Genomic DNA, 24,947 nt, shown 5'->3' on the forward strand with positions numbered 1-24,947 from the left:
GTACAAGCCTGCCGGGCGCATGAGGCGTCGGGCAGCTATTGGCTAGTCCATGATGAATCCCTCCGTTGTTCGCTCACTGGGAAGGCAGTGGCCACCTATTGAAAGGGTGATGCAGATGCCCGGTGCTGATCTCCGGGTTGAGAGTCATGCCGCGGTCAGCGCCTTTCGGCTACCGCAATGCCAGTTATTACGAGCCGGTACCGCGCGGGCATAAAATAGTACTTAGCCGGTCAGCGTTCACTCTCGGAACTGTTAGTTTTCAAACCAGCCCATCAGCCTGGGCGTGCATCCGCATCCCGCTGCGCACTCCGTGAATGCGCAGGAGGATGATTCAGCAGTCGTAAGGAGGCTTGTCTCCCAAGCGCTTTACGCGTTCTTTTTGCATTTCCTCAGCAATTTCAAATGCATCGCGAGCAACCTGCGGAGGTGATCCAGCCCCACCTGCGGACAATAGCCCCATCATCGCTACCGTTGCATATGCTTCAATTTCTTCGTAATCGTTGCGTGTCATGGTTTTGCTCCGTTCGGTTGTTTTCCCAATGCCCACCGCTCTGGATGGGCATCAGTGAAAAGGACCGTCATGCTGCGAACAGCTCTTGCTGGTGTGGCTGAGGCGAACAGCGCTGGAGTCCGGCGCGTATTGCTGACTCCAGCAGTTCAGCGTCTTGCTCAAGCTCATGGAATTCCCCGGAAAATTCGCTCACTGCGCCCCGAATCGCTACCGCTTCGCGCTGCAGTGATGGGATCACGATGTTGAGCATGTTGCCGATCGTGCGCAGATCCAGGCTGCATTCCCGGCAAAGCCGGATGTAGTCGAGCATGTACTTGGGCATGTGCTTCTCCTTCTATCGGGACACTGCACGGATGGTCGACAGCGGCACCTTGGCTTCGATCATTCGAGACAGACTGTAAGGAACCGTGCAACCGCTCTGCTTAGCCAATCGGCATTGTTTGCGGCATTCCTTGTCGGCGGCTTGCTGGTTGTTTGCGCATCCGAACTTCGGCATTTCGTCTACTCCGTTGATTTTCCGGATGACCCTGTCGCCAAGGTCATCGAGGAAATCTGTTCGCCGTGACCCGCTACTGGCGGCAGTCACCGGCTTGAATCAAATGTTCTTCCAGCCGCGGGCCTTTCGGCTTGTTCTCCCGCTGGATAACTGTTCTTGGCGCTTTACGCTGCACGCCCGGGTCAGTTGCCAACCCTCTGAACCGTTGAGGCCGGTTCATCGCTGCCTTTGAATCTGGGCCGGTGGTGATCCGGCAAGGGTGAAGCTGTGTGACTAAAGAGCTGGGTAGGCCCTGAGGCCCTTCGCAGCTCAGGCTTTCCCGGATAACCCCGGATAACCCCGCTTACACCCTGCGATGGAGTGAACATTAGGCATTCCTTCTTTTCTAGTCAATAGGTATGCCTAATTATTTTTCGTTAGGCATGAAAAAGCCCGCTCAGTGGCGGGCTGCGGATTCAGACGGGAGAGGACAGATACAGCCGGGCTTGGGGAGGTCAGTGCGGCACGGGAGAGAACAGCGTCCTTGCGACATCGTCCAGAAGCCTCTCGATCTCCGCTAGGTCGGCTTGCTTGATGTCGGTCGCGCATTCGTAGGCGCAGATCAAGCACTGCAGCAGATCAAGGTCTGAAATCTTCGCAAGGTCATCTTTCAGATCTGGGTGCTGGCTGAGTAGCAGCGCTCGGATATCTTCAGCGTTTTTCGGCATATCCATAGGCGGTCCCTCCATAGCTCAACCTGATTTTAGGCCATAGCCGCATGGGACGGCATGGCCGCTGATCGATAGGCCGTGAGAGTACGCTTACTAGAAACAAGAAGCCCGGCGCTAGGGACGGCTTGAGAGTCGCTGTCAGAGGGAGGTTGCGATTGCCAGGGCCAGTTGCGTGTCCGACATCAACGGCGGGGCGTAGGTTGCGCGATAGTATTGGGAGGCTTGCTCAAATTGAGCGCCCCTTATTTCGCCTTCCGAACCAATGAACGCCAGAGCGTCGGTCTTGGCTGACTTGAAGATCTTAGGCGGGTCGGTCGTGAGAGACGTGGTTGCACCAATTAAAATGGTTGGCGCGGAGATTGTGATAAATATCCCTGCAGCGATAGGGTTGACGTCATCACCTGATACGGCCTGTGTGCTGACCGATGCTAGCAGGGCAACCCCCAGAGCCTTCCATGAATTCATTCTTCGATGCTTCCATTGCTATCAGAGGGCGCCAAGATAGCAGATTAGGGGGCTCGCCAGATACAAGAAGCCCGGCGCCGGGCCTGGCTATGGTGTATTCTTTTCGGTAATGCATTTCTTAAAATTGATTCCTGAGAGGAATTTAAGATGGATGACCTAGTCTCTTTTCACTTTAAGCGAACCGATTTGATAGCGCCTCCTGATGGTCAGCTCTGCTTGGTCTTCAACGACTGTGATGGCTACCGTGTAGCTGAGTGGTATGAGCCAGGCAATTGCTTTTTGCAATTCGACGAGACTTTGAGTGATCATCTTGCAACATACTGGATGGAAATTCCCGAATCTGCGGCTGACGTTCAAGGAAGCGGACTATGCACAATCAAAGTTAGTCAGATGCGCTCGATGAGTTTTCCATAAGTAAGGATACTTTATTGATGGCCTCTAAAAGAGTGCTTTTATCAGCGCCCATAAGTTCCAATAGAGCAAGGTTTTCTGGGTTGTAAAAACGATAACCTTGATCCTCTAATGCATCAGCTTTATTTAACTGTCTTATGGCCTTGTTTGCGGACCTCGAATGATTCTCTAAATCCTTTTCTGATAGAAAGTCAAAACTAAAATCAGAAATAGACATTAACGCAGTCAGGGGCGCGGAGATTTCAGATTTTAGAAGCTCTAAAGGTTCCTCCTTGAATACGGACAGCCCATCAAGCCTACCCACCACTTCGTCAATACTCGGTCTGCGACCTTCATAGTCTTTGCTATGTGTGTTTGTTTGCGCGTAATGAATAGACGCCTCTCTCTTGCTCATACGCCTAGTGCGCCTGATGTCTCTGGATCCTTGGCGCCCCATATGCATTGCTTGCCACAATTGTGTTTGAACACTGCGATAGAGGATCTTTTGGCTCTCTGAGAATTTCTCGAATGAATTGCGCAATCGATCAATAGTTTGCTTTATTGATGCGTACTCAGACCTAATCTTTTTAAGAGACTCTAAATTATTTGAAGCTTTCCTCTTGGCCAAATATGATTTCTTAACTCTGGTAAAATCAAGATCTAAATATTTTTTACCGCACCTGTTACCAATGTTTGTGATTATTCCATCAGTAGTTACAACCAAATACCCGTGTTGATGCTTTGTTGCGCACCCCTTTATTCCGCATGGGTATTCGTCTATTTTGGCAAAATCATACCCGTCGATCATTTCATGAAGGCGTCTTGTGGACTCATTCGAGAAGTCGACTTGAGACAGGTATCCTGGGATAGATAGAAAATCCTTGGGGGTTTTTATGCTGCCAAAAACGTGATTGTAAGGCTGATCGATTGGCTTATCAGACAATTTAGATATTCCGTTCCAGTGAATATTTATCAGGCTATCCTGCTTGCAAAGCTGTCAGGTAAAGCTTACTTGGCCCGCACAATCCTTCCCGCCTTCACCTCATCCGCATAACCCGCCAGCTTGTCCTCGGCATCCGGAAAACTTCCGATGATCGTCAGCAGCTCTCTGGCATCAGCCTCAAATCCTGCCTCAGACAATCGTATTGCCATCTTCATCAGATCCACGCCTGACCACTTGAGCAGGGCCGCAGCCTGTTTCAGGTCGCGGCGCAGTTGCTGGTTGGGCTTGGTGAGGGGCATGGGACCTCCTTGGTCAGCGTGCAGACTGCCATTCGCCTGATTCAAGCTCGTATCTATCGAACGCTTCTTTGAGTGCGACTATGTCCAGGGGCGATTTGGGGGTGATTGAGCCAGGCTCTTCTGTAACAATTCCGTCAGCCTCCATCAGCTCGACGAGCTTCTTGCCGCGAGCAATGCCCACGTTCAGATGGCGAGCAACAAAAGCGGCACTCAGGTGTTTTCCTGTTAGGGCTGCAATAACCGCTCTGCCGTACATAGGGTCGGCAGCGTAGCTGTCAGGATCCAGGTAGTTTTCCAGCCAGCCAGCGAATCTGCATTCAGAAAGAAGAATATCTAGATCAGCTATTGTTTGATCGGCGCTCGCGAGGACCTCCGCCACGGCTCGCTCATGCTCCTGCTCGTTGGCGGGCTCGCCGTTGATCAGATGGCTAGCTGATAGGCCTGTCCCTGGAAGGCCGGCAGTGACCCTCACTCCCTTCTTGCTATTGTTGACGCTCAGCCCTGGTGGACCAAACGAAAAGCTGAAACCGGACTTGCTGATGTTTAGCCAAACCCAGGGGAGTATTTGAATCCGCTTTTGAAATCTCATGCCCATTCACCACCTCCTTGTGGTCGTTATAGCTTGCGAGCATTCCAGACAAGCAGAACACGAGCCTGGATATGCACCTTGGCGAGCATATCGCCCTCGATCATGATTGCCGGGTACACCGGGTTATCTGAAATCATGCGCAGAGATCCGCCGGTCAGGCGTTGGAGCCTCTTGATGAAAAGCTCGCCCTCCAGCGTGAAGACGTAGATCGCGTCGGTACGTATTTCGGTTATTCCGCGATCCACCAGCAGGGCGTCACCGTTACGGAACGTGCCCTCCATGCTGTCACCGTCGCCATCAATGATGGCCAGGTTCTCTAGCTTGGAATACGACAAGCCCTGCGTCTTCAGCCAGTCGAGATGAACGGTAATATCCCTGATCACTTCGATGTGATCGGGCGGCACTCTTCCAGGCCCCATCGAACCAGCCACGTCAAGTTGTGGGATCGTGATGAAGCTGGAATCCTGCGACTTTCGGCGAGATTCGATCGGCACGACATTGCTCTCCTTGCTCGCAGGCTGCGCCCCACCATCCGACCCCTTGCGCATCGGCCCCTTTCCAGTAGCCAGCCACATCGGCATCACTTTCAGATAGTCGGCAGCGATCAAAAGATTCTGCCCCTCTATCGTCTTGGTTTTCCCTGAAATCCAGTCGTTTACAGACGGCGCGCGAATGCCGCAAGCGCGAGCCAGGGCGGCCTGCGTAACTTTTGGCGGGCCGGCCATCGCCAGTTTTAACCGTTCTTGAAGTGTCCTCATTAGGGGAGCCTAACACCAGGCATCTAAGGTATTCCTATTGACCTAAATAAAAGGTATGCCTAATATCCGTACCTATGCGAATAGCCGGAGAAATCAGGCATGAACCCAAATGAAATTATCGACGCTCTCGGCGGCACTTTCCGTGTCGCCGAGCTGTGTGAAGTACGACCTCCATCTGTAAGCGACTGGAGGAAGCACGGCATTCCAAGGGCGCGAATGATGTTTCTGCGCATTGCCAGGCCGGAGGTTTTCAAGGAGCTGGACGCCCAAGGCGCCAAGAAAACCGCCGCCTGACATCCCTGTCCGCAGTTCCATTGAGCAAATGATCGCCTCTGCACCTGCAGGGCGCCACGTAAAGAATTTCGAGGTGTTACATGCAGGAATTGATGAAGGCGATCTATGACGTTGTGGACGACCACGGGGCAGGGCGGATTGCAGAGGGTGCCAGCTTCTCTTCGAAGACACTGCTTTCCCAGAAAGCGAACCCGGACTATGACAGCCACAAGCTGAACGTCCAGGAGCTGCACCGGATTATGAAGTTCACTCAGGACTTCCGCCCGCTGAAGGCATGGGCCGAGGCTTTCGGCTTCGACCTGGTGCCGAAGGACAAGCCCGAGGGTATCAACCTCAACTCCGCGCTTCTGCGCTTGCACGCCGACCTGGCAGACGTTACGCGACTTGCGTTCGACGCCCAGGCCGATGGCCGGGTTTGCACTCGCGAGAAATCCGAACTGCTCAAGGAGGCTGAGGAAGTAATCGTCAGCCTGGAAGTGTTCAAGCAGTCCGTGAAGGCGGCCTGAATTTAAAACACAAAAAAGCCACCGGACGAGGGTGGCTTTTTCTACAGCGGTAAACAACTGGAGCGAATCATGCACCAACACACAGAATCGATCAATAGCCCCAACAATCTCGCGCCACGTTTTGCTACATCTGAAAACGTGGCGCGGATTAAACCAGTGACTCCTTTCGACTTCCACGGCTTCCCTGTCCGCGTAATTGACGACGGCCACGGCGAGCCCTGGTTCATCGCCAAGGACATCGCTGAAGCCCTCGGCTACTCGAATACGTCAAAGGCGATCAATGTTCACTGCAAAGCGGTCAGTACCTGCCATACCGAAATGGGAGGTCAGGTCCGTGCAGTCCAAATCATCCCTGAACGCGATCTGTACCGCCTGGTGATGAAGTCCAAGCTTCCGGCTGCTGAGCAGTTCGAAGAGTGGGTGGTGGGCCAGGTCCTGCCGACCATTCGAAAGACCGGTTCTTACACCGCCCAGGTGACGAACAACTCCAAGGTCATTGGCGAACTCGCCATTCTGGAATGCTTCGATCGCCTGCTGAAGCCGGCCCCCTCCAGCAAAATGATGATGCTTGCGCAGATCGCCGCCAACAACGGCCTGGATGCCAAATTCCTCCCAGGCTACGCCGTGGACGCTGCGCCTGACGCCGCTGGCGGCTCTTCGATGCCTACCAAGGCAATCACCGCCCTGATCAAAGATCACGCCATCGCCAGCACCGCCCGCGCTTTCAACCTTGCACTCAAGGCTCACGGCTTCCTGACGCTGCTCCAGCGCAAAAACTCCAAGCAGGAAATGGTCGATTTCTGGTCCGTGACCGAGAAAGGCCTGGCCTACGGCAAGAACCTCACCAGCCCTCAATGCCCCCGCGAGACGCAGCCTCACTGGTACGTGGATCGCTTCCTCGAATTGGCCGGCCTTGTCGGCAAAGGAGCCAAGTAATGGCCGGTGATTGGATAAAATTCGAACTGTGCACCCTGGACAAGCCAGAGGTTTGCCAGATCGCAGAGTGGGCTGGTATCGATCCAGATGCGGTAGTTGGCAAGCTTATGCGCGTCTGGGGCTGGTTCGATCAGCAGACAGAAAATGGTAACGCTCCGAGCGTTACTAAAAAGTTACTTGATCGTCTCGTTGGCGTTAACGAGTTCTGCGACTACATGAAACTGGTCGATTGGATGGTTGAGTGCGAGGGTGTTATCAGCCTCCCTCATTTCGACCGTCATAACGGGAAGACCGCTAAAAACAGGGCTTTGACGGCTCGCAGGGTTGCCGGACATAAGTCAGGTAACGCAAAAGGTAACGCTGCCAACGTTAAAAGTGCGTTACCTAAAGAAGAGAAAGAGAAGAATAAAGAACCTCTATCTGTGCGTGAGTCGGTTGACCCTCGCATGCCCAGCGAAATGACCCTCGACTGGAATCCTGATCACAAGCTTCTGAAAACCTACTCGGTTCACTCTGGCGTGGCGCTGGACCTGTTCACCGAAGAGGCGCGGCGCGCATTCACTGCTCACTACGAACCTCGCGGCCAGGTGAACACCCAAGCCGAGTGGGTGCAGATGCTGGTCAAGTGGGTGCTCAACGATCGCAATCGTGCAGCAGCGTCGAACATCAGGCAGTTCACGCCACGCCAGAGCAGTGAGCCTGACTTCGACAGCAATGCCTGGGCCGAAGGCCTTGTGGTGAGCCCATGAAGCCAGCCAGCCAGCTGATGGCGACCATGGGCAACCTGCCGCCAGCCGTTCACGCTCAGCCGCTCCAGGTGACTCCGCAGACTGCCGAAGTGGTAAATGACCTGTTCCGTCGCCTTCGCGGGATCTTTCCTGCGTGGCGCCAGGCATGGCCGTCTACCGAAGCACTCGACGCCGCCAAGGCTGAGTGGATCAAAGAGTTCGCCGACGAGGGCATCCGCACCCTGGAACAGATCGAGTTCGGCATCCAGAAGTGCCGCAAGCTCAAGAAGCCTTTCGCTCCGAGCGTTGGGGAGTTCATCGCTATGTGCGTGCCCGGCCCGGAAGACTTCGGCATGCCCTCGGTCGCCGGTGCGTGGATGGAGGCGCTGATGGAGACCTACAGCCACGAAGGCGTGAAGATCGCGGCCATTGCCACCGGCCTGTTCGACCTGCGCGCCGCCAAGCAGGAAGACAAGGGCCTGCGCCAGCGCTTCGACCACAACTACGCCGTGGTGATCCGCCGCGCTCAGGAAGGCCAGCCGCTGGACGGCAAGATCCTCACTGGTATCGGCCACGACAGCCAAAAGACCGACTTCGAACTCGCCAATGAGCTGGCCGACCAGCAGGTCCAGGCAAAAATTATTCAGCAGGGAATCCCGGCCGACGGCAAGTCCGCCCGCGCCCAGCTGCTGGCCAAGTTCGGCAAGAAGACCACGGAGCAACGGACATGACCGACAAGATGCGTGAAGAGTTTGAGACCGCCGTTGCTTTGGAAGCTAAAGAGCCCGTGCTGGCGGTGTACCTGAGCCGACGTGACGACACCTACAGCACCAGCACCCTCCATTTCGCATGGTGGGCTTGGAAAGCCTCCCACGCGGCGCTGCTGAAAAAGCAAGTCAAGGAACAAGAAGAATTCCTTGCCCACCTTGCCGATTTTGAGCCTGAGGACACTTTCCATGACTGACTACACCGAACTTAAGCGGCTGGCCGAGGCTGCAACGCCAGGCCCTTGGAGCTATGACGGCTCCTATGTGTGCCCGGCCCGCGTGGAGGAGGGGACTACCTACGTTGAGACGTGGCGATCAGTCGCTGATTGCGCTCAGCCTGAGAACACCAAGTTCATTGCCGCCGCCAACCCTTTCTCAGTCCTGGCCATGATCGTCGAGAACGAGCGGCTTGAGAGCGAGCGAGCAGAACTGTGGCGTGGCAAGCGTGACGTAGAAGCCACTCGCGATACCAAGTCGGCAGTTATCGCTGAGCTGAAGGCAGAAATCGCCGGCCTCAAGACCGGCTACGAAGCCTACGAGCGGGTGAATGCTCAGCTGAAGGCTGAGAACGAGGCGCTGCGTGACGATCTTGAGCAGAGCCAGTACGACGCCAACGCTTGGCGCAATGGCGAAGAGTCGGTCTGGATCGAGGTCTTTAACAGCGAAGGCGACGATCCATTCATCAGCGCTATCAGCGGCCAAATCACAGTCGAGCAGCTGGCCTTGATCCAAGCGGAAATCCTTGAATATCGGGAGGACTATTTCGAGAAGGGATCGGGCCTTTACGTTTTCAGATGCGGGCACTGCCAGGCGCATTACGACAACGTGGGCATGACGGAGCCGGCTCACTGGGAGACTGACTTTGAGTCGTACAGCCCTTTTCCGTGGGAAGAAGAGGCCGCCGACCTTGGCCAGGGAGAGCGGTCATGAGCCCGATCATCACTCACCAAATGCAACCGTGCCCGTACAGCTGCGTGTCGACATGCCTGGCAATGATCGTTGGGCGCCCGGCGCAGGAGGTCATCGAAGATATGCATCAGCCTTATCGCGACGGCGATCTGACCTTGCGGCAGATGCTGGAGCGCCTGAGCGTTGAATACACGGCTTTCTTCAGCCTGGACTGCCCGCCGCTGGCCGATCAGGGTGTTTATCTTTGTACGTCTCCATCGCTCAACATTGAGGGCGGCAACCACCAAATCCTGATCGAGGTCACCGACGAGAACTACTTCGTCCTTGACCCGGTTCAAGGGCGCGAGGACCGCAAGTATTACGTGGCGCGCGGGAAGGGCGAGGGCATTCCGCTGGCGATCGACCTTGGCGGCTTCGTCGTCGACGCCTTTATCTCGCGTGACCATCTATTGGCCCGGCGCATCGGCGAGCCTTTGGCGGAGGCTGCAGCATGACCAGCCTCCAGATCCGCAACGAATCAGACCGCAACAAGGCCATGGGCTACATCGCCGGCCTGGACCTGGCCAAGCCAAAGAAGCTGGCCATCACCGAAGTAGACCGCAGCGGGGAGCAGAACAAGGCCCTGCACGCGGCACTGGCCGATATCGCCGCTCAGGTCGAGCACGCCGGGAAGAAGTGGGATGTCCTGATCTGGAAGCGCCTGCTGACGGCCGCCTGGCTGCGCGAGACGGGCGATCAGCCCCAGATGATACCTGCGGTAGACGGCAACGGCTTCGACGTCATCTACGAGCGCACCAGCAAGCTCACCGTGAAGCAGTGCGGCGAACTGATCGAGTGGGTTCATTGCTTCGGCGCCGAGCACCAGGTGCGGTGGACGCAGAAGGACAACTGGGGAGGGCGCTACTGATGAGGCAGGGTCACGAAACACCAGTAAACGCTGCGGCGGCCCGTGTCATAGGTCGAGGTGAGTCATTTGAATATCGCGGGCTGGAAACCGAGATCTGCTCGTTTCTGCCAATCGATATAAAACCGCTTCCGGAAGGCATGGAGAATCTGGCGGGCAGAAAATTCGGCCGATTGGTTGTCGCTGGGTGGATAGGTCAAGGGAAAGGGCGCTGGTCCTGCCGTTGTCAGTGCGGCAATTACGTCGTCCGTCGCGCCAAGGCAATTTGGCAAGCTGCGCCTGACGCCTCCTGCCAGCAGTGCTACCTGATGGCCGTTTCGAAGCGCAAGGAATACATCCGCAGGACCGGAAAGCAGTGTGAGACTCGGGAGTTCCTTGTATGACCATCGAACGGAAACCGGCCAAGCCGAAAAAATGCCGCGTCTCTGCGTGTAGGGCCTCATTCGTGCCTTCGCGGATGGGCCAGGCGGTGTGCAGTCCAGCCTGCGCTCTGATCGACGGGCCGAGGCACGCGCCGAAAGCCCGCAAGGCCCTGGCCGACATCGAGCGCAAGGACATCAAGGTCCGCAAGGAGGCCCTGAAGAGTCGCGGCGACCACATGAAGGATTCCGAGAAGGCTGTGCGGGACTACCGACGCACCTACGAGCTGAGCATCGGCAGCGGCTGTATGAGCTGCGGCCTGAGCCAGGAAGAGATACGCGCAGCGCAGGGCTGGAAGACTGGTGGGGCATTCGACGCAGGTCATTTCCTCGGTAAGGGTGCCCGTCCCGAGCTGCGGCTGGTGCCGAACAACATCTGGTTGCAGTGCAAGAGCTGTAATGCCGGCTCGTCCAAGTACGCCCGAAAGGGCCAAACGGTTTCGCAGGCGTTCCGGGAAGGGCTGATCGCCCGCATCGGCCTGGAGGCTGTCGAGGCGCTGGAAGCCGACCACACGCCACGCAAGTACACCGTAGAGCAACTGAAAGCCATCACCGCCGAATACCGGGCAAAGACCAGAGAACTCAAGAAGGGGCAGGCAGCATGAAGATCAACTCAGCGCGCCAGGCTTGGCATGACTGCAAGTACAACCCGGCTCCCGGCCAGACCTCCGATGTGGTGCAGCTCGGTGTGGTGGTGCAGAACACCGAGCGCGGCCCTACGGCAAACCACGCAGTGCACGGGGCACTGGCTGGGCACATCCAGTCGGCAATCGCTCGTCTGCACCCGCAGATCCGCGTATTCGGTGACTTCATGTACGCCGCCGAGCAAAACGACGATATCCGGGAGGCGGCGGAAGAGGTCGTATTCCTGCTGGTGCAAAACCGGTCTCCACGGATGACGGCGGCAAAGCGCGATAAGCTGGAGTTCGTGGTAAAGGGCGTGCTACGGCGGTACCAGCACATGCACCAGGGCGGGCAATCGTCCAACGAAGACCCGCTGGCCAACGCCGAGAAGTTCAGGGCCTGGATGTGGCAGGTCTACGAAGTGCGCCTGGAGTCGTGCAACTGGGAGCGGGATTGGGGTGGCGTGCTGCAGCTGATCTTCGAGTGCTGCGAGGATCTGGACCGGCGCGCACTCAGCCCTGTGGCAGCGGTAATTTACGAAATGCGCGAGGCCGCATGAGGGCCTATTGCGCTCCCGTGCGGCTGGTGATACCTTATCGCCACTGTTAGAGTTTTGCCTTCGGCAACTTACTCTTGATCCAAGAAAACCCGGCCACTGCGCCGGGTTTTTTGTTGCCTGAGTTTTACTGCAGCCAGGGCAGCCTCACGGAAGGCCTGGACGCTGATAAGCCGGTAGTGCAGCGCTACGGAAAAACACCGGCAGCCCGCGCGCCTTGACCTCACTGTGCTTACAGGGTGGCGCGAGACAGGAAAGGCGAGATCGATGCATTAGGGCGTCGACGTCGTAATAGTCTTTGGCGGACAGGAGGGGAAAGACCCTCAAGTTGCACCAGAGAAGTGGGTTAGGTAATAGGCAGTGGCTACGGCCTGCGCCTATTTAAATGGCAGCATTCTGCAATGCCTAGCCTTCTTCTCTGGTGCAATTTAAAAGTCCGATAATGTCCTTTTGTTTCAGATCTCGGTAATTGCTCCTTCAATTTATGCGGGCGTAGCTGAAGTGCAGTACGAGAGGGGTCGGGCGCGCCGGAGCGTAAAGCGGAGATGTCGCAACGCTGCTTAATAGCCAATCCCCTGCCGCAACAACAGGCGACCTTCCACGGCTTCAGCGCCGGTCACCCGCACCTATTAAGGGCCTCGACATTTGGGTATAGGCTTGTGTCAACATTGAGGCTCAATAATTCGATGCGAGACAGGGGTAGAACATGGATTGGCGAGATGATTTTCCTGAATGGAAAGATGATGGTCGTCCTGTTTCTGTCATATCAAAGTCAGGTATTGAAGCGATAGGCAAACTGTACTTCGATGACGTCACCTTTACCGGAGAGGACGAAATGCCTCTGTGGCGAGTTCAGTTCGAGAATGGCGACAGCGCTGACCTCTGGACTTTTCAGGGATGGAAATTTTGTTTGGTTTAGTTCATGCCGTTTAAGTCGATGTAGCTCGGCGTGGGTATAGACGCCAGGAAATCTCATACATTCAGGGCCTCTGCACATGCAGGGGCCTTCTAGTTTTCGGCTCCACCACACCCATTGCTCCGAGCTGGGAGTGCTGTGTGAGCCGATTCAATTCCCAAACATGCCCCACGGAGTCGAGCGCATGGAGTATTTACAGCGCCTGCTCGACAAGATCGACAGGTTCGAATTGTTGATTGCGGGCCTGATTGGGGCTGTTGTTGCGAGCTGGTGGCACAAGGACGACTTGTCCGACTGGCGCGCCTGGATGGTGTTCTTGGTCACTGGGGTTGCCTGCTCGCTGTACCTGGCGAGCATGGTCAGCGCTTACCTGAATGTCACTGAGCCCAAGATCGTCGCCGGGATTGGCTTCTTGCTGGGCACGTTCGGCGGTTCGCTCCTGGCAGCAATCAACCGAGCCATCAAAGCCGCTGACCTCTGGGCGCTTATCCGCCAGCGGTTCGGGGGAGGCAATCCACCATGAATCTTGAACTGATCAACTCCATTGCCTGTGGCCTTATCGCGCTGTGGGCAGCCTGGTGCGTACTGAGCGGGAAGGTAAGGGACGGCATCCTCGGGAAGCTGATCTACTCGGCCATCGCTATCAGCGGTTTCGTCGTCATGGCGCGCAGCCAGAACATCTTCTTCGGCCCGACCAGTGCCGGCCTGACATTGCATGTGTCCCTGGCCCTGGCCGGCGCACGCCACATTTTCATGGTCACCTACTGGCGGCGGGTGAAGGTCTGGCTGTGCCGGACGTTGAACTGCGAGCACTGCCTGCACTGTGACAAGGCGCCAGGTGGTGTCGAGCGCCGGACCAAGTAATCCGCGCCACGTTTTCGAATGCGCCAAATCGTGGCGCGAGAAATGAGGTTGTCATGAGCATCAAGAAGACGCTGATCCACTTTAACGACATCACGCTCACCTTGTCGGCGGATGACCTGAAGGCTGCCTTGATCGCCAAGTATGGTGATGCAGCTGTTGAAGTGCTGGCCGACGGTGTGATCCTTCAGAACGCCACCTATTCCACGTATTTCCCGGATGACGGCGTGAAGTTCGCCTTTGCTCAGCCTCTGGAAGGGCACAACACGTGAGCAACGTCACTCGCCTGCGCCACGCGCTTCCGTTGGGCCAAGACATCAGCGCTGCGGTAAGTGCCCTCGACAAGGCTATTGCTGATGCCGTGGACGCTGCCAAGGACGCCGGACTGCCTCAGGGCCTGGTCGTCAGCTTGCTACACGGCCATGCACATGCACAAACCCATCAGATGGTGACCGAATGACCGTCAAGGTTCTGGAGTTCAAGCGGGAAGACTGGCGCGAAGCCGCCAAGACCCTGCGCAAGATCGCCGATGACCTTGATTCCGGCGAGCATCCTGAATGCACCGTGGGCGCCCTGACGCTGATTGGCGTGAAGGGAGAGGTGACTGTGTTCGGCCTCGGCCCCAAGTGTGACGACCTGCAATGCCTGGGTGCCATGCGCCTGGGTGAGCAGAAGCTGATTGATGTGCTGCTGGACACCGGCGACTGAGGACAACCAATGGATAGGCCAATGCCCCCGGCGTCATTACTTGATTTGTCCGGCCTCTCAGACTTCGGTATCCGCCTGACCCCGGCGCCCGAGGTTTGGGAATGGCTCCAGGCCGAGATCTTGGCCGACACCGGCTGCATTCACAACGAAGACCATGCCCACCTACTGGATGCAGACATACAGGTCATGTGGGCATCGTCGAGCTTCCATAAGCAGGGGCGCACTGTGCTGGGCCAAGCTGAACAGGTAGCGTTCCGCGCCGGCGGCTGGCAGAAGGCCCGGATGGAGCAACAGATGCGTGATTGGTTCGGTGATGTGCCGACCTTCATCATCACCTTGGCTGCTGACTACTGCGCCCAGTGCAGTGACACCGACTTCTGCGCCCTGGTGGAGCATGAGCTCTATCACATCGCCCACGCCAACGATAAGTACGGCCAGCCTGCCTTCACCAAGGAAGGGGCGCCGAAGCTTGAGATGCGTGGACACGACGTCGAAGAGTTTGTCGGCGTGGTCCGCCGCTACGGTGCGAGCCCTGACGTTCAAGCGTTGGTGGATGCTGCAAACAGTCCTGCTGAGGTGGGGAAATTGAACATTGCGAGGGCCTGCGGAACCTGTCTGCTCAAGCTGGCTTAATCCTTGACAGCCCTTGACGGAAAACAAATCTATGGCAGCCCTGAAAGATGAGGTGAAGGCCTTTATTGTCCAAGCCCTGGCCTGCTTCGATACTCCCAGTCAGGTTTGCCAGGCCGTCAAGGAACAATACGGCATCGAGGTGTCCCGCCAACTGTGTGAGCGATACGATCCAACCAAGTATTCCGGTCGGGACCTCGGGCAAAAGTGGAAGACGTTTTTTGAAGAATGCCGTAAGCGCTTCAGGGAAGAGACTGTCGATATCCCGATTGCCAACCGTGCCTTCCGCCTGCGAGCCATGAACCGCTTCGTGGAGAAGGCTGAGACGATGAAGAACATCGGTCTGGCCATGCAGATCCTCGAGCAGGCCGCGAAAGAAACTGGTGACATCTACGTCAACCGGGCACGTAAAGAAGAGGCGGGCGATGAACCGGTGATCCCGACCCGCATCCAGGTCGACGTGGTGGATGCGAGGAAGCCGAATGCCGAGCCTTAACGTTCCGCAGGCTCAGTTCCTCACGCTGCCCCACAAATTCCGTGCGTTCGTTGCCGGTTTCGGCTCAGGCAAGACCTGGGTAGGCTGTTCGGCACTGAGCAAGCATTTCATGGAGTGGCCGGGCGTTAACGCCGGATACTTCGCACCGACATACCCGCAGATCCGGGACATCTTCTATCCGACCATGGATGAGGTTGCCTACGACTGGGGGCTGAAGACCAAGATCAACCAGGCGAACCACGAGGTTCACATCTACAGCGGCCGGCAGTACCGCGGCACCGTGATTTGCCGGTCGATGGAGAAGCCGCAGACGATTGTCGGTTTCAAAATCGGCCAAGCTCTGGTGGATGAGCTGGACGTGCTTACTGCCGTCAAGGCGCAGCAGGCTTGGCGCAAGATCATTGCCCGGATGCGTTACAACCTGCCCGGGCTGAAGAATGGGGTGGACGTCACCACGACGCCGGAAGGCTTCAAGTTCGTCTTCCTGCAGTTCGTGAAGCAGCTGCGCGACAAGCCGTCGCTCAAGGAGATGTACGGCCTGGTGCAGGCCAGCACCTTCGACAACGAGCTCAATCTGCCGGATGACTACATCGCCTCCTTGATGGAGTCGTATCCGCCGCAGCTGATCATGGCGTACCTCAAAGGCCAGTTCGTCAACCTGACGTCCGGCACGATCTACACGGCCTACGACCGCAAGCTCAACGAATGTTTCGACACCGTGCAGCCTGGCGAGCCGCTGTTCATCGGGATGGACTTCAACGTCGGCAAGATGGCGGCGATTACCCACGTCAAGCGCGACCAGGGGTTGCCCAGGGCTGTCGATGAGCTGATCGACGGCTATGACACGCCCGACATGATCCGCCGCATCAAAGAGCGGTACTGGCAGCACGACGGCAACGACTTCAAGAAGACCTGCGAGATCAGGATCTACCCGGATGCATCGGGCGATTCGCGCAAGTCCGTGAACGCCAGTATCACCGACCTGGCCATGCTCAAGCAGGCCGGGTTCGCGGTCATCGCTCCAGCGGCAAACCCGCCTGTGAAGGACCGAATCAACGCAATGAACGCCGTCTTCTGCAATGCGCAGTGCGAGCGCCGCTACCTGGTCAACCCGTTTACCTGCCCAACCTATGCCGACGGCCTGGAGCAGCAGGTGTGGGGCGCGAACGGGGAGCCAGACAAAACCGCCGGTATCGATCACGCGAACGATGCCGGCGGCTATTTCATCCACCGCGAGTACCCGATCATCAAACCGGTCACCGCAATGAAAATGGGGGTCGCTCGATGACGGACGTCACTTTCACCCGTCCCGAGTACACGGCGGCGAAATACCGCTGGCGCTTGGTGCGCGACGTCTGCAAGGGCTCAGAAACGGTCAAGGCCGCGGGCGATTACTACTTGCCCAGGCCGAATGCCTCGGACAAGTCCCAGGACAACAAGGACCGCTATGACGCGTACAAGAAGCGTGCTGTGTTCTACAACGCGACCGGCCGCACGAAACACAGCCTGGTGGGCGCGGTGTTCCGCACATGGCCAACGCTGACTGTTCCCGGTGCCCTCGACTACGTGACAAAAGACATCGACGGGCAAGGTGTCAGCGTTTACCAGCAATCTCAGTCGGTTATCGGGCATTTGCTCGAAGTCGGCCGTCACGGCCTGCTGGTGGATTACGCCGCCGTTGAGGCCGGCACCGTGAGCAAGGCCGACGAGCAGGCAGGCCGCGCCCGTGCAAACGTCGCCAGCTACCCGGCTGAATCAATAATTAACTGGAAAACGCGCCAGGTTGGCGGCCAGCACCTGCTGAGTCTGGTTGTCCTGCGCGAAAAGATCGACGTCGATACTGACGACGGGTTTGGCAGTGAGCAGGTTACCCAATACCGCGTGCTGCGCCTGGATGCTTCCGGCGTTTACACCCAGGAGGTTTGGGAAGAGGGATCCAGCAAGACGGAAATGACCGTCGCGCCATTTGCCCCGCTGAACGGATCAGGCCAGCCGTGGCGCATCATCCCGTTCCAGTTCCTGGGCAGCGAGAACAACGACACCAGCATTGACGACTCGCCGCTGTACGACATGGCCGAAGTGAACATCGGGCATTACCGCAACAGCGCGGATTATGAAGAGGCAGCGTACTTGGTGGGCCAGCCCCAACCATGGATGTCTGGCCTTGATGAGCAATGGCGAGACCACCTCGAAAAATCCGGGATTTTCCTGGGATCGAGGGCGCCTTGGTTGCTCCCCGTGAATGGTGCATGTGGCGTATGGCAGGCGCAGCCCAACACCGTCGCCAAAGAGGCAATGGACGCCAAGAAGCAGGACATGGTTTCGCTCGGCGCCCGACTGATCGAGCGCGGCAGTGCAGTGAAGACAGCCACCCAGGCTGACAACGACAGCGCCGCCGAACACAGCGTCCTCTCCCTGGTGGTGAGCAACGTCAGCGAAGCTTACAGCCAGTGCCTTGAGTGGATGGCGGAGTTCGTCAACGCCCCCGGCGAAGTGGTCTACAAGCTCAATCAAGACTTCAGCCAGATCACCCTGGACGCGACGATCCTGGCAGCGCTGTTCAATGCAGTGCAGGGCGGCAAGCTGCCTGAGGGCGACTTCTGGCAGTACCTGCGCGATCGCGGCGTGATCAACCCGGAGAAAACGGACGACGACATCCGAGGCGAATTGGAAGCGCAAAGCACTGGGCCTGACCTGGATGACGACGAGGTAATTCCGAATGGCCGCAAACCAAGCAATCCTTGACGCCACCATTCGGCACGCGGTGTTCCTTGAGCAGTTGAAGTCGGGAGAGGTTGCGAAGTTCGCACCCTTCCTCAAGGAAATTGACCGTTCGATCCGCGAGCGACTGACCCGGGCAGACCTGACGGATTACACCGTTGCGCGTCTGGAGCGGCTGCTGAGCGAGGTTGATAGCCTGCTGCTGGGCATCTTCGACCGGTACAGCGAGAAGTTGAACCTCGACTTGGTGGATATCGCCAACTACGAGGCCGAGTTTGAAGCGACGAGCCTGACCCGGGCGGCACCGGTGGGCGTCACCTTCGATGCGGCGGTGCCAGGCGCGGCGGCGATCAGGGCGGCGATCCTCACGAACCCGCTCAGCGTGCGCGGTGCCGACGGCGGGAAGCTGCTCAAGTCGTTCATTGATGGCTTCACCGCTACCGAGCGGCAACGCCTCACAGGCGCGATCAGGCAGGGCTTCTTCGAAGGCCAAACCAACTTCCAGATCATCAAGAATATCCGGGGCACCAAGGCGCTCCAGTACAACGACGGCATCCTGGCTACGACGAACCGCAACGCCGGCGCCATCGTGCGAACGGCGGTGCAGCACGTCGCCACCCAGGCGCGCATGGAGACGCTGAAGGAAAACAGTGACGTCGTGCAGTCGGTGGAGTGGGTCAGCACCCTGGATTCGAAGACCACCAGCCAATGCCGGACGCTGGATAAGCAACGATTCAAGCTGACTGAAGGGCCGAGGCCTCCGATCCATATCAACTGCCGCTCGACGGTGGTGGCGGTGACTCGCTTCAGCGCCTTGTTTGCCAAGGACGCCACTCGGGCATCCATCGGCGACGGCGGTGCCCAGCAGGTGAGGGCAGACCTCAGCTATTACGACTGGCTCCAGCAGCAGCCATCAGCGTTTCAGGACAAGGCCATCGGCCCGGTCCGCGCCAAGCTGTTCCGCGAAGGTGGCCTGAGTATCGAACGATTCTCCGAACTGCAGCTTGATCGCAACTTTTCACCTCTGACCCTTGTGCAGATGAAGGCTCTTGAGCCTCTGGCGTTCGAGCGGGCAGGCATAAAATAACCTGGAGATCCACATGAACGACAAAGCAATCGAGCAAGAGATTCAAGCCAATGGCCTGACTGCGCCGCGTGTCAGCTTCGCAGAGCTGCAAGCCAGCATCTCCCATACGGAGATCGTTAAGCACGTCTCTCCCTCTGGCCAGGTCCTGCGCTGGGCCGTGCTTACCACGGTGAATGGCTTCGCGGTGACTGGGCGCCCCTCCGCCAGCGCATCGTCTGCAAACGACAATGCCGAGATCGGCGAGAAGATCGCCATCGAGAACGCAACCCAGGAACTGTGGCCGCTGATGGGCTACGCGCTCAAGCAGCAGTTGCACGAAGCCAAGTAACCTAACACCGAATCACCAGGCCGGCCATGAGCCGGCTTTTTCATGTCTGCGGGCAGGGCCTGCAAATCGTCTCTGGGAGACAAACAAATGGGTTTGAAATATCAGCTGGACACTCTTGACGGTCTCGATGACTCCGTTAAATCGCTCTACACCGAGAAGGAAGGCAAGTTTGTCCTCGGTATTGAAGGCCTGCCGCAACCAGAAGATGTATCCGGCCTGAAATCGAAGGTGGAAGAGCTGCTCGGCGAGAAGAAAGCCGCCGAGAAGGCTCGCAAGGATGCTGAAGAGCAGGCCAGACTGGAGCGTGAAGAAGCCGCTCGCAAGTCTGGCAACGTCGAAGAGCTCGAAAAGTCCTGGTCTGAAAAGTACAACCGCCGCGAAGCTGAGCTGAACGGCATGCTGGAACAGGAGCGTGGAACGCTGAGCACTCAGATCCGGGATCTGACCGTTGGCCGTACCGCTACTGACATCGCGTCTGCCCTGGCAATTCCAGGCAGCGCCAAAGCCTTGTTGCCGCACATCGAGCGCCGTCTGAGCGTCGAGCAGCGCGACGGGAAGCCTGTTGTGGTCGTCCTCGACCAGCAGGGCAAGCTCTCGGCTGCAACGCTGGATGAGCTGAAAGCAGAATTCGCAAACGACACGGCCTTCGCGCCGTTGATCGCGGGTAGCAAGGCATCTGGCGGCGGGGCTGCTGGTGCTGGAGGTGGCGGCGGGGCCGCAAAAGGAAAAATCGGCGGCACCAAAGAGGAACGACAGGCCGCGATCGCGAGCCGGTTCCCGGATCTCCCAAAATCGTAAGGAAATAACTCATGTCCCTGTCGCAAATGCAGGTTTTCAACGAATACATCATGCCGGCGACTCTCGAGACGCTGGATCAGTATCTCGCCGCTTTCAACGCCGCCAGCCGTGGCGCCATCGTGCTGTCTCCGGACGGCTTCACAGGTGACTTCCTTCAAGAGTCGTTCTTCCAGACCCTGGCCGCCGCCCAGCGCCGCGTGGATCGCTACAGCACGAACGCCGCCGTCGCCGCTACCGACCTGACCGAACTGAAGAACACTTCGGTGAAAGTCGCCGGCGGCTTCGGTCCTATCCGCTACGAGCCATCGCAGATGACCTGGCTGGAGCGCCCAACCGCGCAAGGTATCGAAGTCGCCAGCCGCGCCTTCGCTGAAATCCTGCTGAAGGATCAGTTGAACACCGCGATTGCTGCCTTGGTTGCAGCGATCACCGCCCAGGCCGCTGCAGTCAACGATGTGTCGGCCACCGCTGGCATCACCTACGCGGGCCTGAACAACGCTCATGCGAAGTTCGGCGATGCAAGCCAGAACCTGGTCACCCAGGTGATGCAGGGCACCAGCTACCACAAGTTGGTCGGCCAGAACCTGGCAAACCAGAACCAGCTGTTCCAGGCCGGTAACGTCCGCGTGATCGACATTCTGGGCAAGATCTCCGTGGTGACGGATGCCCCGGCGCTGATGCAGGCCGGCACCCCGAACAAGGAAATCATCCTGTCCCTGGTGCAAGGCGCTGCGCTGGTCCACGACGGCCGCGACATCATCAGCAACGTCCAGACCACCAACGGCAAGGAGCGCATCGAAACCACGCTCCAGACCGACTACACCTTCGGCCTGGGGCTGAAGGGCTACACCTGGGACACCACCACCGGCGGCAAGTCGCCAACCGACGCCGAACTGGCTACCGGTACCAACTGGGACAAGACTGCCACCAGCATCAAGCACACCGCTGGTGTGGCTTTGATCGGTGACGCCTCTAAGTAACCCCGACAGCTGAGCCGGGCCCAGCGCCCGGCTTGGCGAGGATAAGATCATGAGCAACAAGAACATCTGGTATCTGCCCGGCCCATTCCACCAGTACCAGGAAGACGTGAAGGCACTGGCCAAGGCGAATGGCTTGCGCATCGTCGATGCAAGCGTTACCGAAAGTCGTGAGGATGCCGCAGACGAAGTCCCTGGCGTGACGGTCAAGGAAGTGCCGAAGGTGCTGCTGATCGATGGTGGCAGCTCCAGTGTCGATATCGACGCCTTCCGCGCCGAGCTTGAGGCTGTCGGCCTGATCGTCGAGTCATTCGCCGATCAAGCGCTGATTCGCCCCGAAGGCGAGCTTGGCCCGATCGCTGATCGCCTGTTTCAGGTGTTCGAGGCGGTAAATGCGGGCGTTGAAAGCCTCATCCGCGAACGTGACGGTGAAGTGGAGAAGGTGAAAGCCCTGCAACTGCAGGTAGATGACCTTCTCCAGCAGGTCGAAAAAGCCGGTCAGGTGGATGCCGAGGCGAAGGAAGTCGCCGACCTGAAGGCTAAGCTCGATGAAGCGAAGGTGCCGTACCGTGCCAACGCCTCGAAAGAATCCTTGGAAAAGCTCGTCGCTGATCTGACCAAGGCGTGATAATGCTGGCTGCCGGTGACGCGGCCGCCAATCCCAAACCATTCCAGCGAGTTGACGCATGACACTCATCATCGAGGACGGCACCGGCAAGCCTGACGCCGAAAGCTACGCGAGCGCCGAGGACCTGGCCATGTATGCCGTGAAGTTCGGCACGGTCATCCCCGTCGGCGTTCCCGAGCAGGAAGCGCTGCTGCGCCGGGCCGCCCTGGCGATGGATGGCATGACTTGGAAAGGCCGCAAGATGAACAGCGAGCAGGCCTTGTCCTGGCCGCGCCGGGAAGTGCTGCTGGATCACGAGATCAAGCCGAACAACTACCTCCCGGCGCGCATCCAGTACGGCCAGATGGCCCTCGCCGCCGAGATTCATCAGGACGACATCGATCCGGTGGAGAGGCGTAAGGGCGCGGTGCTGCTCGATCGTGTTGAGGGGGCGGTGACGCGGCAGTACGCGGCGATCCCCAACACCAGCAATCGATTGTTGCCGGCAGCGCCGGATCGTCCGAGTACTACTCAGTTTGCTGACTACTTGCAGAGGCGCGGGTTGTTCGCTGTAAGGGCATAGTGGTAGCGTAATGACTTCATCTAAAGGAAGAGAGTCATGACCAAAAAAGCTAAAACTGAAACTTAATTGCAGGCATGGGATATTTACTTTGCTGCGGCGCTGGAGCAAGCCAGGTCCAGTGCTAACGGTGGAAGCGCTGATGCCTATCAGTCCAACCTAGTAAAAATTGCTGGAGAAATTGCCGATAAAATGCTTGAAGCTCGTCGCCTGAGAGCTTAAACCATTAGAGCCCAGCCATCGCGCTGGGCTTTTCACATTTGGAGCCACCATGGCCTTTTACGACGAAATGGCCGTGATGGCTCTGGGGATGATCGCAGAGTTCGGCCAGCCTGTGACCATAAGCAAGACGGAGCCTGGCGAGTACGACCCGGAGCTGGGCGGTGAGGCGCCGGGGGCAACAGTCGAGCAAATCGCCCAGGGCATTCTGCTCGACTTCACCGGTATCGAATTCCAGAACAACAGCCTCATCAGGCAGGGCGATAAGAAGCTGAAGATCGCCGCGCAGGGTCTGGCTTGGGTTCCCGGTCTGCTCGACAAAGTTGTCGCCCAGGGTCGCACCTGGTCAATCATTCCGCCGTTGAAAGAGGTCAACCCGGCCGGTACGCCGATACTGTATGAACTGCAGGTGCGGTCGTGACGAACAAATACGCGAGCATGAACGGCAGCTTTGCCGAAAACATTCGTGACTTCGCCGAGCGAGCGAAGGGTGGTATCGACGCGACCATCCGCGAGATCGTCATAGAGATCGGAAGCAGCGTTATCCGTATGTCGCCGGTGGGCAACCCTGAGATATGGGCTGCGAATATCATTCACAGGCAGGCGAACAAACGAGCCGCCGATGACTACGACTTCAAGGTGGCGGTGCGTAACACGATCATCAACCTCAACGACTCGAACTTCACCAAAGCCGGCAAGCTGCGGCGCGGCGTGAAGTACGCAAAGCCCCTGACAAAGACAGAGCGCGATCAAAACTTCAATGTGAACGGTCTGGTTGCAGGTAAGGGCTACGTCGGCGGGCGGTTTCGCGGGAACTGGCAGTTTTCGATTGATACGCCGGCCGAGGGAGTGCTTGATCAGATCGATGTCAGCGGTAACGTCAGCATCGCTGTGCTCAAAGCGCAGGTTCAATCCCTGACAGCGGGGCAGACAGCGTACATCGTGAACAACCTGCCGTACGCAATCCCGCTTGAGTATGGGCACAGCAAACAAGCACCGCACGGGATGGTTCGAGTCACCTTGGCCAACTTCCAAAAGACTGTCGACGATGCAATCAGGAAAAACCAGGTATGAGCCACGCCATCATCGCTTCAATTTACGAGGCCAAGCTGATTGCCTGGAGCAAGGCCAGGATGGAGCCGATCAGGGTCGTGTTCGAGAACGTCCAGTACGACCCGGCCGACGGCGAGACTTATCTGCGGGCGTTCATGCTCCCGGGGGATACCGCGAGCAGCACGCTTGCCGGCGACCACCGCGCTTTCATCGGCGTTTATCAGGTCAGCATTGTGGCCCCGGCCGGCACCGGTAAGACCAAGACGAACCCACTTGTGGCTGAGCTGACCGCACTGTTTCCACTGTACGCGCGCGACACAAAGGCGGGCGTGATCGTCGTTACCATGTCTCCAGTTGATCCTGGCCCAGGCATGTCTGACCCACCGACATACACTGTGCCGGTGTCGTTCGAATATCGAGCCGACACCGCCTGATTCCGCCCATTGGGCAAACCAAGAACCCGCTATTGAGCGGGTTTTGTCATTTCTGAAAAGAGGAAACACCAATGGCCGTTTTTCTACCCAATGGCTCGACTGCCGCTATCGCCGCCTCGTATGACGCGCCGATCATTTTTACCGCGATCACCAACGCAACGGAAGCCGTTGTTTCGTCGGCCGGCCACGACCTAGAGGTTGGCGATTTTGTCGAGGTCACCTCTGGCTGGGCGCGCCTGAACAATCGGGTTGCACGCATCAAGACCGTGACCGCCGACTCGTTCGTGCTTGAGTCGATTAATACGGCCAATGCGGCGCGCTTCATCGCTGGCGCGGGCGGCGGTTCGGTGCGCAAGATTCTGACCTGGGTGCCTGTGAGCCAGGTCACGGAATCGAACAAGTCCGGCGGCGAGCAACAAAACGTCACGTACTCGTTTCTCGAGGAAGACGACGAGCACCAAATCCCGACGTCGAAATCCCCGCTGTCGTTCACGCTGACCATGGCGGATGATCCGGCGCTACCTCACAACGAGGTACTGCTGGAAGCTGACGACGACAAGAAGCCGCGCGCAGTGCGCATCAACCTCGCCTCGGGTGGCGTCATCGTCTACAACGCTTACGCCTCGTTCGACAACGTGCCGTCGCTGACCAAGAACAACATCATGGCGGTGACCGCCGTTTTCGCCGTGGTCGCTAAATTCATTCGCTACGCCGCGTAATTGGAGAAC

The 24,947-nt window shown here is 57.8% G+C and carries 40 protein-coding genes; 31 read left to right on the forward strand and 9 right to left on the reverse strand.

What is annotated here, in order from left to right:
* Window positions 1-331: 331 nt before the first annotated feature.
* The 9 genes from A7K61_RS31090 to A7K61_RS07875 form a co-directional block, all read right to left on the reverse strand.
* The gene (locus A7K61_RS31090) at window positions 332-511 is read right to left on the reverse strand and encodes a hypothetical protein (protein ID WP_083263062.1); all 180 of its coding nucleotides are present in this window, start codon (window positions 509-511) and stop codon (window positions 332-334) included.
* A gap of 67 nt (window positions 512-578) precedes the next feature.
* Complete coding sequence (locus tag A7K61_RS07845) at window positions 579-833, reverse strand: hypothetical protein (protein ID WP_069557327.1); 255 nt, start codon at window positions 831-833, stop codon at window positions 579-581.
* Between the two features lie 12 nt (window positions 834-845).
* Window positions 846-1,007, reverse strand: coding sequence for a hypothetical protein (locus A7K61_RS33100; RefSeq protein WP_169902420.1), 162 nt, complete (start codon window positions 1,005-1,007; stop codon window positions 846-848).
* A gap of 494 nt (window positions 1,008-1,501) precedes the next feature.
* Window positions 1,502-1,720, reverse strand: a complete 219-nt coding sequence (locus A7K61_RS07850) for a hypothetical protein (protein ID WP_069557328.1) — start codon at window positions 1,718-1,720, stop codon at window positions 1,502-1,504.
* A 135-nt stretch (window positions 1,721-1,855) separates the two neighbouring features.
* Complete coding sequence (locus A7K61_RS07855) at window positions 1,856-2,182, reverse strand: DUF2388 domain-containing protein (RefSeq protein WP_069557329.1); 327 nt, start codon at window positions 2,180-2,182, stop codon at window positions 1,856-1,858.
* Between the two features lie 382 nt (window positions 2,183-2,564).
* Window positions 2,565-3,515 carry a hypothetical protein gene (locus A7K61_RS07860; protein ID WP_139129470.1) on the reverse strand — a complete coding sequence of 317 codons (951 nt, stop codon included), beginning with the start codon at window positions 3,513-3,515 and terminating at the stop codon, window positions 2,565-2,567.
* A 65-nt stretch (window positions 3,516-3,580) separates the two neighbouring features.
* Window positions 3,581-3,814, reverse strand: a complete 234-nt coding sequence (locus tag A7K61_RS07865) for a hypothetical protein (protein ID WP_069557331.1) — start codon at window positions 3,812-3,814, stop codon at window positions 3,581-3,583.
* A 13-nt stretch (window positions 3,815-3,827) separates the two neighbouring features.
* Window positions 3,828-4,409 carry a DUF4236 domain-containing protein gene (locus tag A7K61_RS07870; protein ID WP_069557332.1) on the reverse strand — a complete coding sequence of 194 codons (582 nt, stop codon included), beginning with the start codon at window positions 4,407-4,409 and terminating at the stop codon, window positions 3,828-3,830.
* A 20-nt stretch (window positions 4,410-4,429) separates the two neighbouring features.
* Window positions 4,430-5,161 (reverse strand): S24 family peptidase, encoded by a 732-nt coding sequence (locus A7K61_RS07875; RefSeq protein ID WP_010566446.1) that lies wholly within the window; start codon window positions 5,159-5,161, stop codon window positions 4,430-4,432.
* A 99-nt stretch (window positions 5,162-5,260) separates the two neighbouring features.
* On the opposite strand from A7K61_RS07875, the gene A7K61_RS07880 reads away from it, so the two are divergent.
* From A7K61_RS07880 to A7K61_RS08035, 31 genes are all read left to right on the forward strand, one after another.
* Window positions 5,261-5,455 (forward strand): hypothetical protein, encoded by a 195-nt coding sequence (locus A7K61_RS07880; protein WP_069557333.1) that lies wholly within the window; start codon window positions 5,261-5,263, stop codon window positions 5,453-5,455.
* 80 nt (window positions 5,456-5,535) lie between these two features.
* A complete protein-coding gene (locus tag A7K61_RS07885) occupies window positions 5,536-5,961 on the forward strand; it encodes a phage regulatory CII family protein (protein WP_069557334.1) in 426 nt (141 codons plus the stop codon).
* A gap of 69 nt (window positions 5,962-6,030) precedes the next feature.
* A complete protein-coding gene (locus A7K61_RS07890) occupies window positions 6,031-6,897 on the forward strand; it encodes a Bro-N domain-containing protein (RefSeq protein WP_069557335.1) in 867 nt (288 codons plus the stop codon).
* A complete protein-coding gene (locus tag A7K61_RS07895) occupies window positions 6,897-7,646 on the forward strand; it encodes a DnaT-like ssDNA-binding domain-containing protein (RefSeq protein WP_069557336.1) in 750 nt (249 codons plus the stop codon). Before A7K61_RS07890 ends, A7K61_RS07895 begins: the two co-directional genes overlap by 1 nt.
* Window positions 7,643-8,356, forward strand: a complete 714-nt coding sequence (locus tag A7K61_RS07900; RefSeq protein ID WP_069557337.1) for a replication protein P — start codon at window positions 7,643-7,645, stop codon at window positions 8,354-8,356. The genes A7K61_RS07895 and A7K61_RS07900 overlap by 4 nt, the downstream gene beginning before the upstream one ends.
* On the forward strand, window positions 8,353-8,589 hold the full coding sequence (locus A7K61_RS07905) for a hypothetical protein (RefSeq protein WP_069557338.1): 237 nt from the start codon (window positions 8,353-8,355) through the stop codon (window positions 8,587-8,589). The genes A7K61_RS07900 and A7K61_RS07905 overlap by 4 nt, the downstream gene beginning before the upstream one ends.
* Window positions 8,582-9,322, forward strand: coding sequence for a hypothetical protein (locus A7K61_RS07910; protein ID WP_069557339.1), 741 nt, complete (start codon window positions 8,582-8,584; stop codon window positions 9,320-9,322). The genes A7K61_RS07905 and A7K61_RS07910 overlap by 8 nt, the downstream gene beginning before the upstream one ends.
* A complete protein-coding gene (locus A7K61_RS07915) occupies window positions 9,319-9,795 on the forward strand; it encodes a hypothetical protein (protein ID WP_069557340.1) in 477 nt (158 codons plus the stop codon). Before A7K61_RS07910 ends, A7K61_RS07915 begins: the two co-directional genes overlap by 4 nt.
* The gene (locus tag A7K61_RS07920) at window positions 9,792-10,208 is read left to right on the forward strand and encodes a recombination protein NinB (protein ID WP_069557341.1); all 417 of its coding nucleotides are present in this window, start codon (window positions 9,792-9,794) and stop codon (window positions 10,206-10,208) included. Before A7K61_RS07915 ends, A7K61_RS07920 begins: the two co-directional genes overlap by 4 nt.
* A 376-nt stretch (window positions 10,209-10,584) precedes the next feature.
* Window positions 10,585-11,229, forward strand: a complete 645-nt coding sequence (locus A7K61_RS07930; protein WP_069557343.1) for a recombination protein NinG — start codon at window positions 10,585-10,587, stop codon at window positions 11,227-11,229.
* On the forward strand, window positions 11,226-11,807 hold the full coding sequence (locus A7K61_RS07935; RefSeq protein WP_069557344.1) for a hypothetical protein: 582 nt from the start codon (window positions 11,226-11,228) through the stop codon (window positions 11,805-11,807). The genes A7K61_RS07930 and A7K61_RS07935 overlap by 4 nt, the downstream gene beginning before the upstream one ends.
* Before the next feature lie 703 nt (window positions 11,808-12,510).
* Entirely contained in the window at window positions 12,511-12,723 is a 213-nt protein-coding gene (locus A7K61_RS07940; protein ID WP_069557345.1) for a hypothetical protein, read from the forward strand.
* A gap of 181 nt (window positions 12,724-12,904) precedes the next feature.
* Window positions 12,905-13,243 (forward strand): MFS transporter, encoded by a 339-nt coding sequence (locus A7K61_RS07945; protein WP_069557346.1) that lies wholly within the window; start codon window positions 12,905-12,907, stop codon window positions 13,241-13,243.
* Window positions 13,240-13,584 (forward strand): hypothetical protein, encoded by a 345-nt coding sequence (locus A7K61_RS07950; protein ID WP_069557347.1) that lies wholly within the window; start codon window positions 13,240-13,242, stop codon window positions 13,582-13,584. The genes A7K61_RS07945 and A7K61_RS07950 overlap by 4 nt, the downstream gene beginning before the upstream one ends.
* Before the next feature lie 53 nt (window positions 13,585-13,637).
* Window positions 13,638-13,853 (forward strand): hypothetical protein, encoded by a 216-nt coding sequence (locus tag A7K61_RS07955; RefSeq protein ID WP_069557348.1) that lies wholly within the window; start codon window positions 13,638-13,640, stop codon window positions 13,851-13,853.
* The gene (locus A7K61_RS07960; RefSeq protein ID WP_069557349.1) at window positions 13,850-14,041 is read left to right on the forward strand and encodes a hypothetical protein; all 192 of its coding nucleotides are present in this window, start codon (window positions 13,850-13,852) and stop codon (window positions 14,039-14,041) included. Before A7K61_RS07955 ends, A7K61_RS07960 begins: the two co-directional genes overlap by 4 nt.
* Window positions 14,038-14,289 (forward strand): hypothetical protein, encoded by a 252-nt coding sequence (locus A7K61_RS07965; RefSeq protein WP_069557350.1) that lies wholly within the window; start codon window positions 14,038-14,040, stop codon window positions 14,287-14,289. Before A7K61_RS07960 ends, A7K61_RS07965 begins: the two co-directional genes overlap by 4 nt.
* A 9-nt stretch (window positions 14,290-14,298) precedes the next feature.
* Window positions 14,299-14,922: a putative metallopeptidase gene (locus tag A7K61_RS07970; RefSeq protein WP_069557351.1), complete on the forward strand. Its 624-nt coding sequence runs from the start codon at window positions 14,299-14,301 to the stop codon at window positions 14,920-14,922.
* Window positions 14,923-14,953: 31 nt separating this feature from the next.
* On the forward strand, window positions 14,954-15,415 hold the full coding sequence (locus A7K61_RS07975; RefSeq protein ID WP_034135924.1) for a DUF2280 domain-containing protein: 462 nt from the start codon (window positions 14,954-14,956) through the stop codon (window positions 15,413-15,415).
* Window positions 15,402-16,703, forward strand: coding sequence for a terminase large subunit domain-containing protein (locus tag A7K61_RS07980; RefSeq protein WP_069557352.1), 1,302 nt, complete (start codon window positions 15,402-15,404; stop codon window positions 16,701-16,703). Before A7K61_RS07975 ends, A7K61_RS07980 begins: the two co-directional genes overlap by 14 nt.
* Entirely contained in the window at window positions 16,700-18,160 is a 1,461-nt protein-coding gene (locus A7K61_RS07985) for a DUF4055 domain-containing protein (RefSeq protein WP_069557353.1), read from the forward strand. Before A7K61_RS07980 ends, A7K61_RS07985 begins: the two co-directional genes overlap by 4 nt.
* Window positions 18,135-19,223: a minor capsid protein gene (locus tag A7K61_RS07990; RefSeq protein WP_069557354.1), complete on the forward strand. Its 1,089-nt coding sequence runs from the start codon at window positions 18,135-18,137 to the stop codon at window positions 19,221-19,223. The genes A7K61_RS07985 and A7K61_RS07990 overlap by 26 nt, the downstream gene beginning before the upstream one ends.
* 13 nt (window positions 19,224-19,236) lie before the next feature.
* Entirely contained in the window at window positions 19,237-19,551 is a 315-nt protein-coding gene (locus A7K61_RS07995; protein ID WP_069557355.1) for a Gp49 family protein, read from the forward strand.
* Window positions 19,552-19,638: 87 nt separating this feature from the next.
* Entirely contained in the window at window positions 19,639-20,349 is a 711-nt protein-coding gene (locus A7K61_RS08000) for a hypothetical protein (RefSeq protein ID WP_069557356.1), read from the forward strand.
* A gap of 11 nt (window positions 20,350-20,360) precedes the next feature.
* The gene (locus A7K61_RS08005) at window positions 20,361-21,329 is read left to right on the forward strand and encodes a major capsid protein (protein WP_069557357.1); all 969 of its coding nucleotides are present in this window, start codon (window positions 20,361-20,363) and stop codon (window positions 21,327-21,329) included.
* A 49-nt stretch (window positions 21,330-21,378) separates the two neighbouring features.
* On the forward strand, window positions 21,379-21,954 hold the full coding sequence (locus A7K61_RS08010; RefSeq protein WP_069557358.1) for a hypothetical protein: 576 nt from the start codon (window positions 21,379-21,381) through the stop codon (window positions 21,952-21,954).
* Between the two features lie 58 nt (window positions 21,955-22,012).
* A complete protein-coding gene (locus tag A7K61_RS08015; RefSeq protein ID WP_069557359.1) occupies window positions 22,013-22,516 on the forward strand; it encodes a DnaT-like ssDNA-binding protein in 504 nt (167 codons plus the stop codon).
* Window positions 22,517-22,784: 268 nt separating this feature from the next.
* Window positions 22,785-23,153 carry a hypothetical protein gene (locus A7K61_RS08020; RefSeq protein WP_069557360.1) on the forward strand — a complete coding sequence of 123 codons (369 nt, stop codon included), beginning with the start codon at window positions 22,785-22,787 and terminating at the stop codon, window positions 23,151-23,153.
* Between the two features lie 17 nt (window positions 23,154-23,170).
* Window positions 23,171-23,806 (forward strand): hypothetical protein, encoded by a 636-nt coding sequence (locus A7K61_RS08025; RefSeq protein WP_069557391.1) that lies wholly within the window; start codon window positions 23,171-23,173, stop codon window positions 23,804-23,806.
* On the forward strand, window positions 23,803-24,219 hold the full coding sequence (locus tag A7K61_RS08030) for a phage tail terminator-like protein (protein WP_069557361.1): 417 nt from the start codon (window positions 23,803-23,805) through the stop codon (window positions 24,217-24,219). Before A7K61_RS08025 ends, A7K61_RS08030 begins: the two co-directional genes overlap by 4 nt.
* 71 nt (window positions 24,220-24,290) lie before the next feature.
* Window positions 24,291-24,938 carry a phage tail protein gene (locus A7K61_RS08035; protein WP_069557362.1) on the forward strand — a complete coding sequence of 216 codons (648 nt, stop codon included), beginning with the start codon at window positions 24,291-24,293 and terminating at the stop codon, window positions 24,936-24,938.
* Window positions 24,939-24,947 lie beyond the last annotated feature (9 nt).

The sequence above is a fragment of the Pseudomonas sp. AP42 genome (assembly GCF_001728935.1).
Lineage (GTDB): Bacteria > Pseudomonadota > Gammaproteobacteria > Pseudomonadales > Pseudomonadaceae > Aquipseudomonas > Aquipseudomonas lactis.

Excerpts from the sequence above, each read along its gene's own strand:
- A7K61_RS08015 (WP_069557359.1), top strand. The coding sequence starts at position 22,013 with ATGACACTCATCATCGAGGACGGCACCGGCAAGCCTGACGCCGAAAGC.
- A7K61_RS31090 (WP_083263062.1), bottom strand. The coding sequence starts at position 511 with ATGACACGCAACGATTACGAAGAAATTGAAGCATATGCAACGGTAGCG.
- A7K61_RS07855 (WP_069557329.1), bottom strand. The coding sequence starts at position 2,182 with ATGAATTCATGGAAGGCTCTGGGGGTTGCCCTGCTAGCATCGGTCAGC.
- A7K61_RS07895 (WP_069557336.1), top strand. The coding sequence starts at position 6,897 with ATGGCCGGTGATTGGATAAAATTCGAACTGTGCACCCTGGACAAGCCA.
- A7K61_RS07885 (WP_069557334.1), top strand. The coding sequence starts at position 5,536 with ATGCAGGAATTGATGAAGGCGATCTATGACGTTGTGGACGACCACGGG.
- A7K61_RS07935 (WP_069557344.1), top strand. The coding sequence starts at position 11,226 with ATGAAGATCAACTCAGCGCGCCAGGCTTGGCATGACTGCAAGTACAAC.
- A7K61_RS08005 (WP_069557357.1), top strand. The coding sequence starts at position 20,361 with ATGTCCCTGTCGCAAATGCAGGTTTTCAACGAATACATCATGCCGGCG.
- A7K61_RS07965 (WP_069557350.1), top strand. The coding sequence starts at position 14,038 with ATGACCGTCAAGGTTCTGGAGTTCAAGCGGGAAGACTGGCGCGAAGCC.
- A7K61_RS08020 (WP_069557360.1), top strand. The coding sequence starts at position 22,785 with ATGGCCTTTTACGACGAAATGGCCGTGATGGCTCTGGGGATGATCGCA.
- A7K61_RS08010 (WP_069557358.1), top strand. The coding sequence starts at position 21,379 with ATGAGCAACAAGAACATCTGGTATCTGCCCGGCCCATTCCACCAGTAC.
- A7K61_RS07970 (WP_069557351.1), top strand. The coding sequence starts at position 14,299 with ATGGATAGGCCAATGCCCCCGGCGTCATTACTTGATTTGTCCGGCCTC.
- A7K61_RS07865 (WP_069557331.1), bottom strand. The coding sequence starts at position 3,814 with ATGCCCCTCACCAAGCCCAACCAGCAACTGCGCCGCGACCTGAAACAG.
- A7K61_RS07915 (WP_069557340.1), top strand. The coding sequence starts at position 9,319 with ATGAGCCCGATCATCACTCACCAAATGCAACCGTGCCCGTACAGCTGC.
- A7K61_RS08030 (WP_069557361.1), top strand. The coding sequence starts at position 23,803 with ATGAGCCACGCCATCATCGCTTCAATTTACGAGGCCAAGCTGATTGCC.
- A7K61_RS07950 (WP_069557347.1), top strand. The coding sequence starts at position 13,240 with ATGAATCTTGAACTGATCAACTCCATTGCCTGTGGCCTTATCGCGCTG.
- A7K61_RS07990 (WP_069557354.1), top strand. The coding sequence starts at position 18,135 with ATGGCCGCAAACCAAGCAATCCTTGACGCCACCATTCGGCACGCGGTG.
- A7K61_RS07975 (WP_034135924.1), top strand. The coding sequence starts at position 14,954 with ATGGCAGCCCTGAAAGATGAGGTGAAGGCCTTTATTGTCCAAGCCCTG.
- A7K61_RS07905 (WP_069557338.1), top strand. The coding sequence starts at position 8,353 with ATGACCGACAAGATGCGTGAAGAGTTTGAGACCGCCGTTGCTTTGGAA.
- A7K61_RS07875 (WP_010566446.1), bottom strand. The coding sequence starts at position 5,161 with ATGAGGACACTTCAAGAACGGTTAAAACTGGCGATGGCCGGCCCGCCA.
- A7K61_RS07985 (WP_069557353.1), top strand. The coding sequence starts at position 16,700 with ATGACGGACGTCACTTTCACCCGTCCCGAGTACACGGCGGCGAAATAC.
- A7K61_RS07890 (WP_069557335.1), top strand. The coding sequence starts at position 6,031 with ATGCACCAACACACAGAATCGATCAATAGCCCCAACAATCTCGCGCCA.
- A7K61_RS07995 (WP_069557355.1), top strand. The coding sequence starts at position 19,237 with ATGAACGACAAAGCAATCGAGCAAGAGATTCAAGCCAATGGCCTGACT.
- A7K61_RS07850 (WP_069557328.1), bottom strand. The coding sequence starts at position 1,720 with ATGGATATGCCGAAAAACGCTGAAGATATCCGAGCGCTGCTACTCAGC.
- A7K61_RS07910 (WP_069557339.1), top strand. The coding sequence starts at position 8,582 with ATGACTGACTACACCGAACTTAAGCGGCTGGCCGAGGCTGCAACGCCA.
- A7K61_RS07940 (WP_069557345.1), top strand. The coding sequence starts at position 12,511 with ATGGATTGGCGAGATGATTTTCCTGAATGGAAAGATGATGGTCGTCCT.
- A7K61_RS07930 (WP_069557343.1), top strand. The coding sequence starts at position 10,585 with ATGACCATCGAACGGAAACCGGCCAAGCCGAAAAAATGCCGCGTCTCT.
- A7K61_RS08035 (WP_069557362.1), top strand. The coding sequence starts at position 24,291 with ATGGCCGTTTTTCTACCCAATGGCTCGACTGCCGCTATCGCCGCCTCG.
- A7K61_RS07900 (WP_069557337.1), top strand. The coding sequence starts at position 7,643 with ATGAAGCCAGCCAGCCAGCTGATGGCGACCATGGGCAACCTGCCGCCA.
- A7K61_RS07920 (WP_069557341.1), top strand. The coding sequence starts at position 9,792 with ATGACCAGCCTCCAGATCCGCAACGAATCAGACCGCAACAAGGCCATG.
- A7K61_RS33100 (WP_169902420.1), bottom strand. The coding sequence starts at position 1,007 with ATGCCGAAGTTCGGATGCGCAAACAACCAGCAAGCCGCCGACAAGGAA.
- A7K61_RS07880 (WP_069557333.1), top strand. The coding sequence starts at position 5,261 with ATGAACCCAAATGAAATTATCGACGCTCTCGGCGGCACTTTCCGTGTC.
- A7K61_RS07955 (WP_069557348.1), top strand. The coding sequence starts at position 13,638 with ATGAGCATCAAGAAGACGCTGATCCACTTTAACGACATCACGCTCACC.
- A7K61_RS07980 (WP_069557352.1), top strand. The coding sequence starts at position 15,402 with ATGCCGAGCCTTAACGTTCCGCAGGCTCAGTTCCTCACGCTGCCCCAC.
- A7K61_RS08000 (WP_069557356.1), top strand. The coding sequence starts at position 19,639 with ATGGGTTTGAAATATCAGCTGGACACTCTTGACGGTCTCGATGACTCC.
- A7K61_RS08025 (WP_069557391.1), top strand. The coding sequence starts at position 23,171 with ATGAACGGCAGCTTTGCCGAAAACATTCGTGACTTCGCCGAGCGAGCG.
- A7K61_RS07870 (WP_069557332.1), bottom strand. The coding sequence starts at position 4,409 with ATGGGCATGAGATTTCAAAAGCGGATTCAAATACTCCCCTGGGTTTGG.
- A7K61_RS07945 (WP_069557346.1), top strand. The coding sequence starts at position 12,905 with ATGGAGTATTTACAGCGCCTGCTCGACAAGATCGACAGGTTCGAATTG.
- A7K61_RS07845 (WP_069557327.1), bottom strand. The coding sequence starts at position 833 with ATGCCCAAGTACATGCTCGACTACATCCGGCTTTGCCGGGAATGCAGC.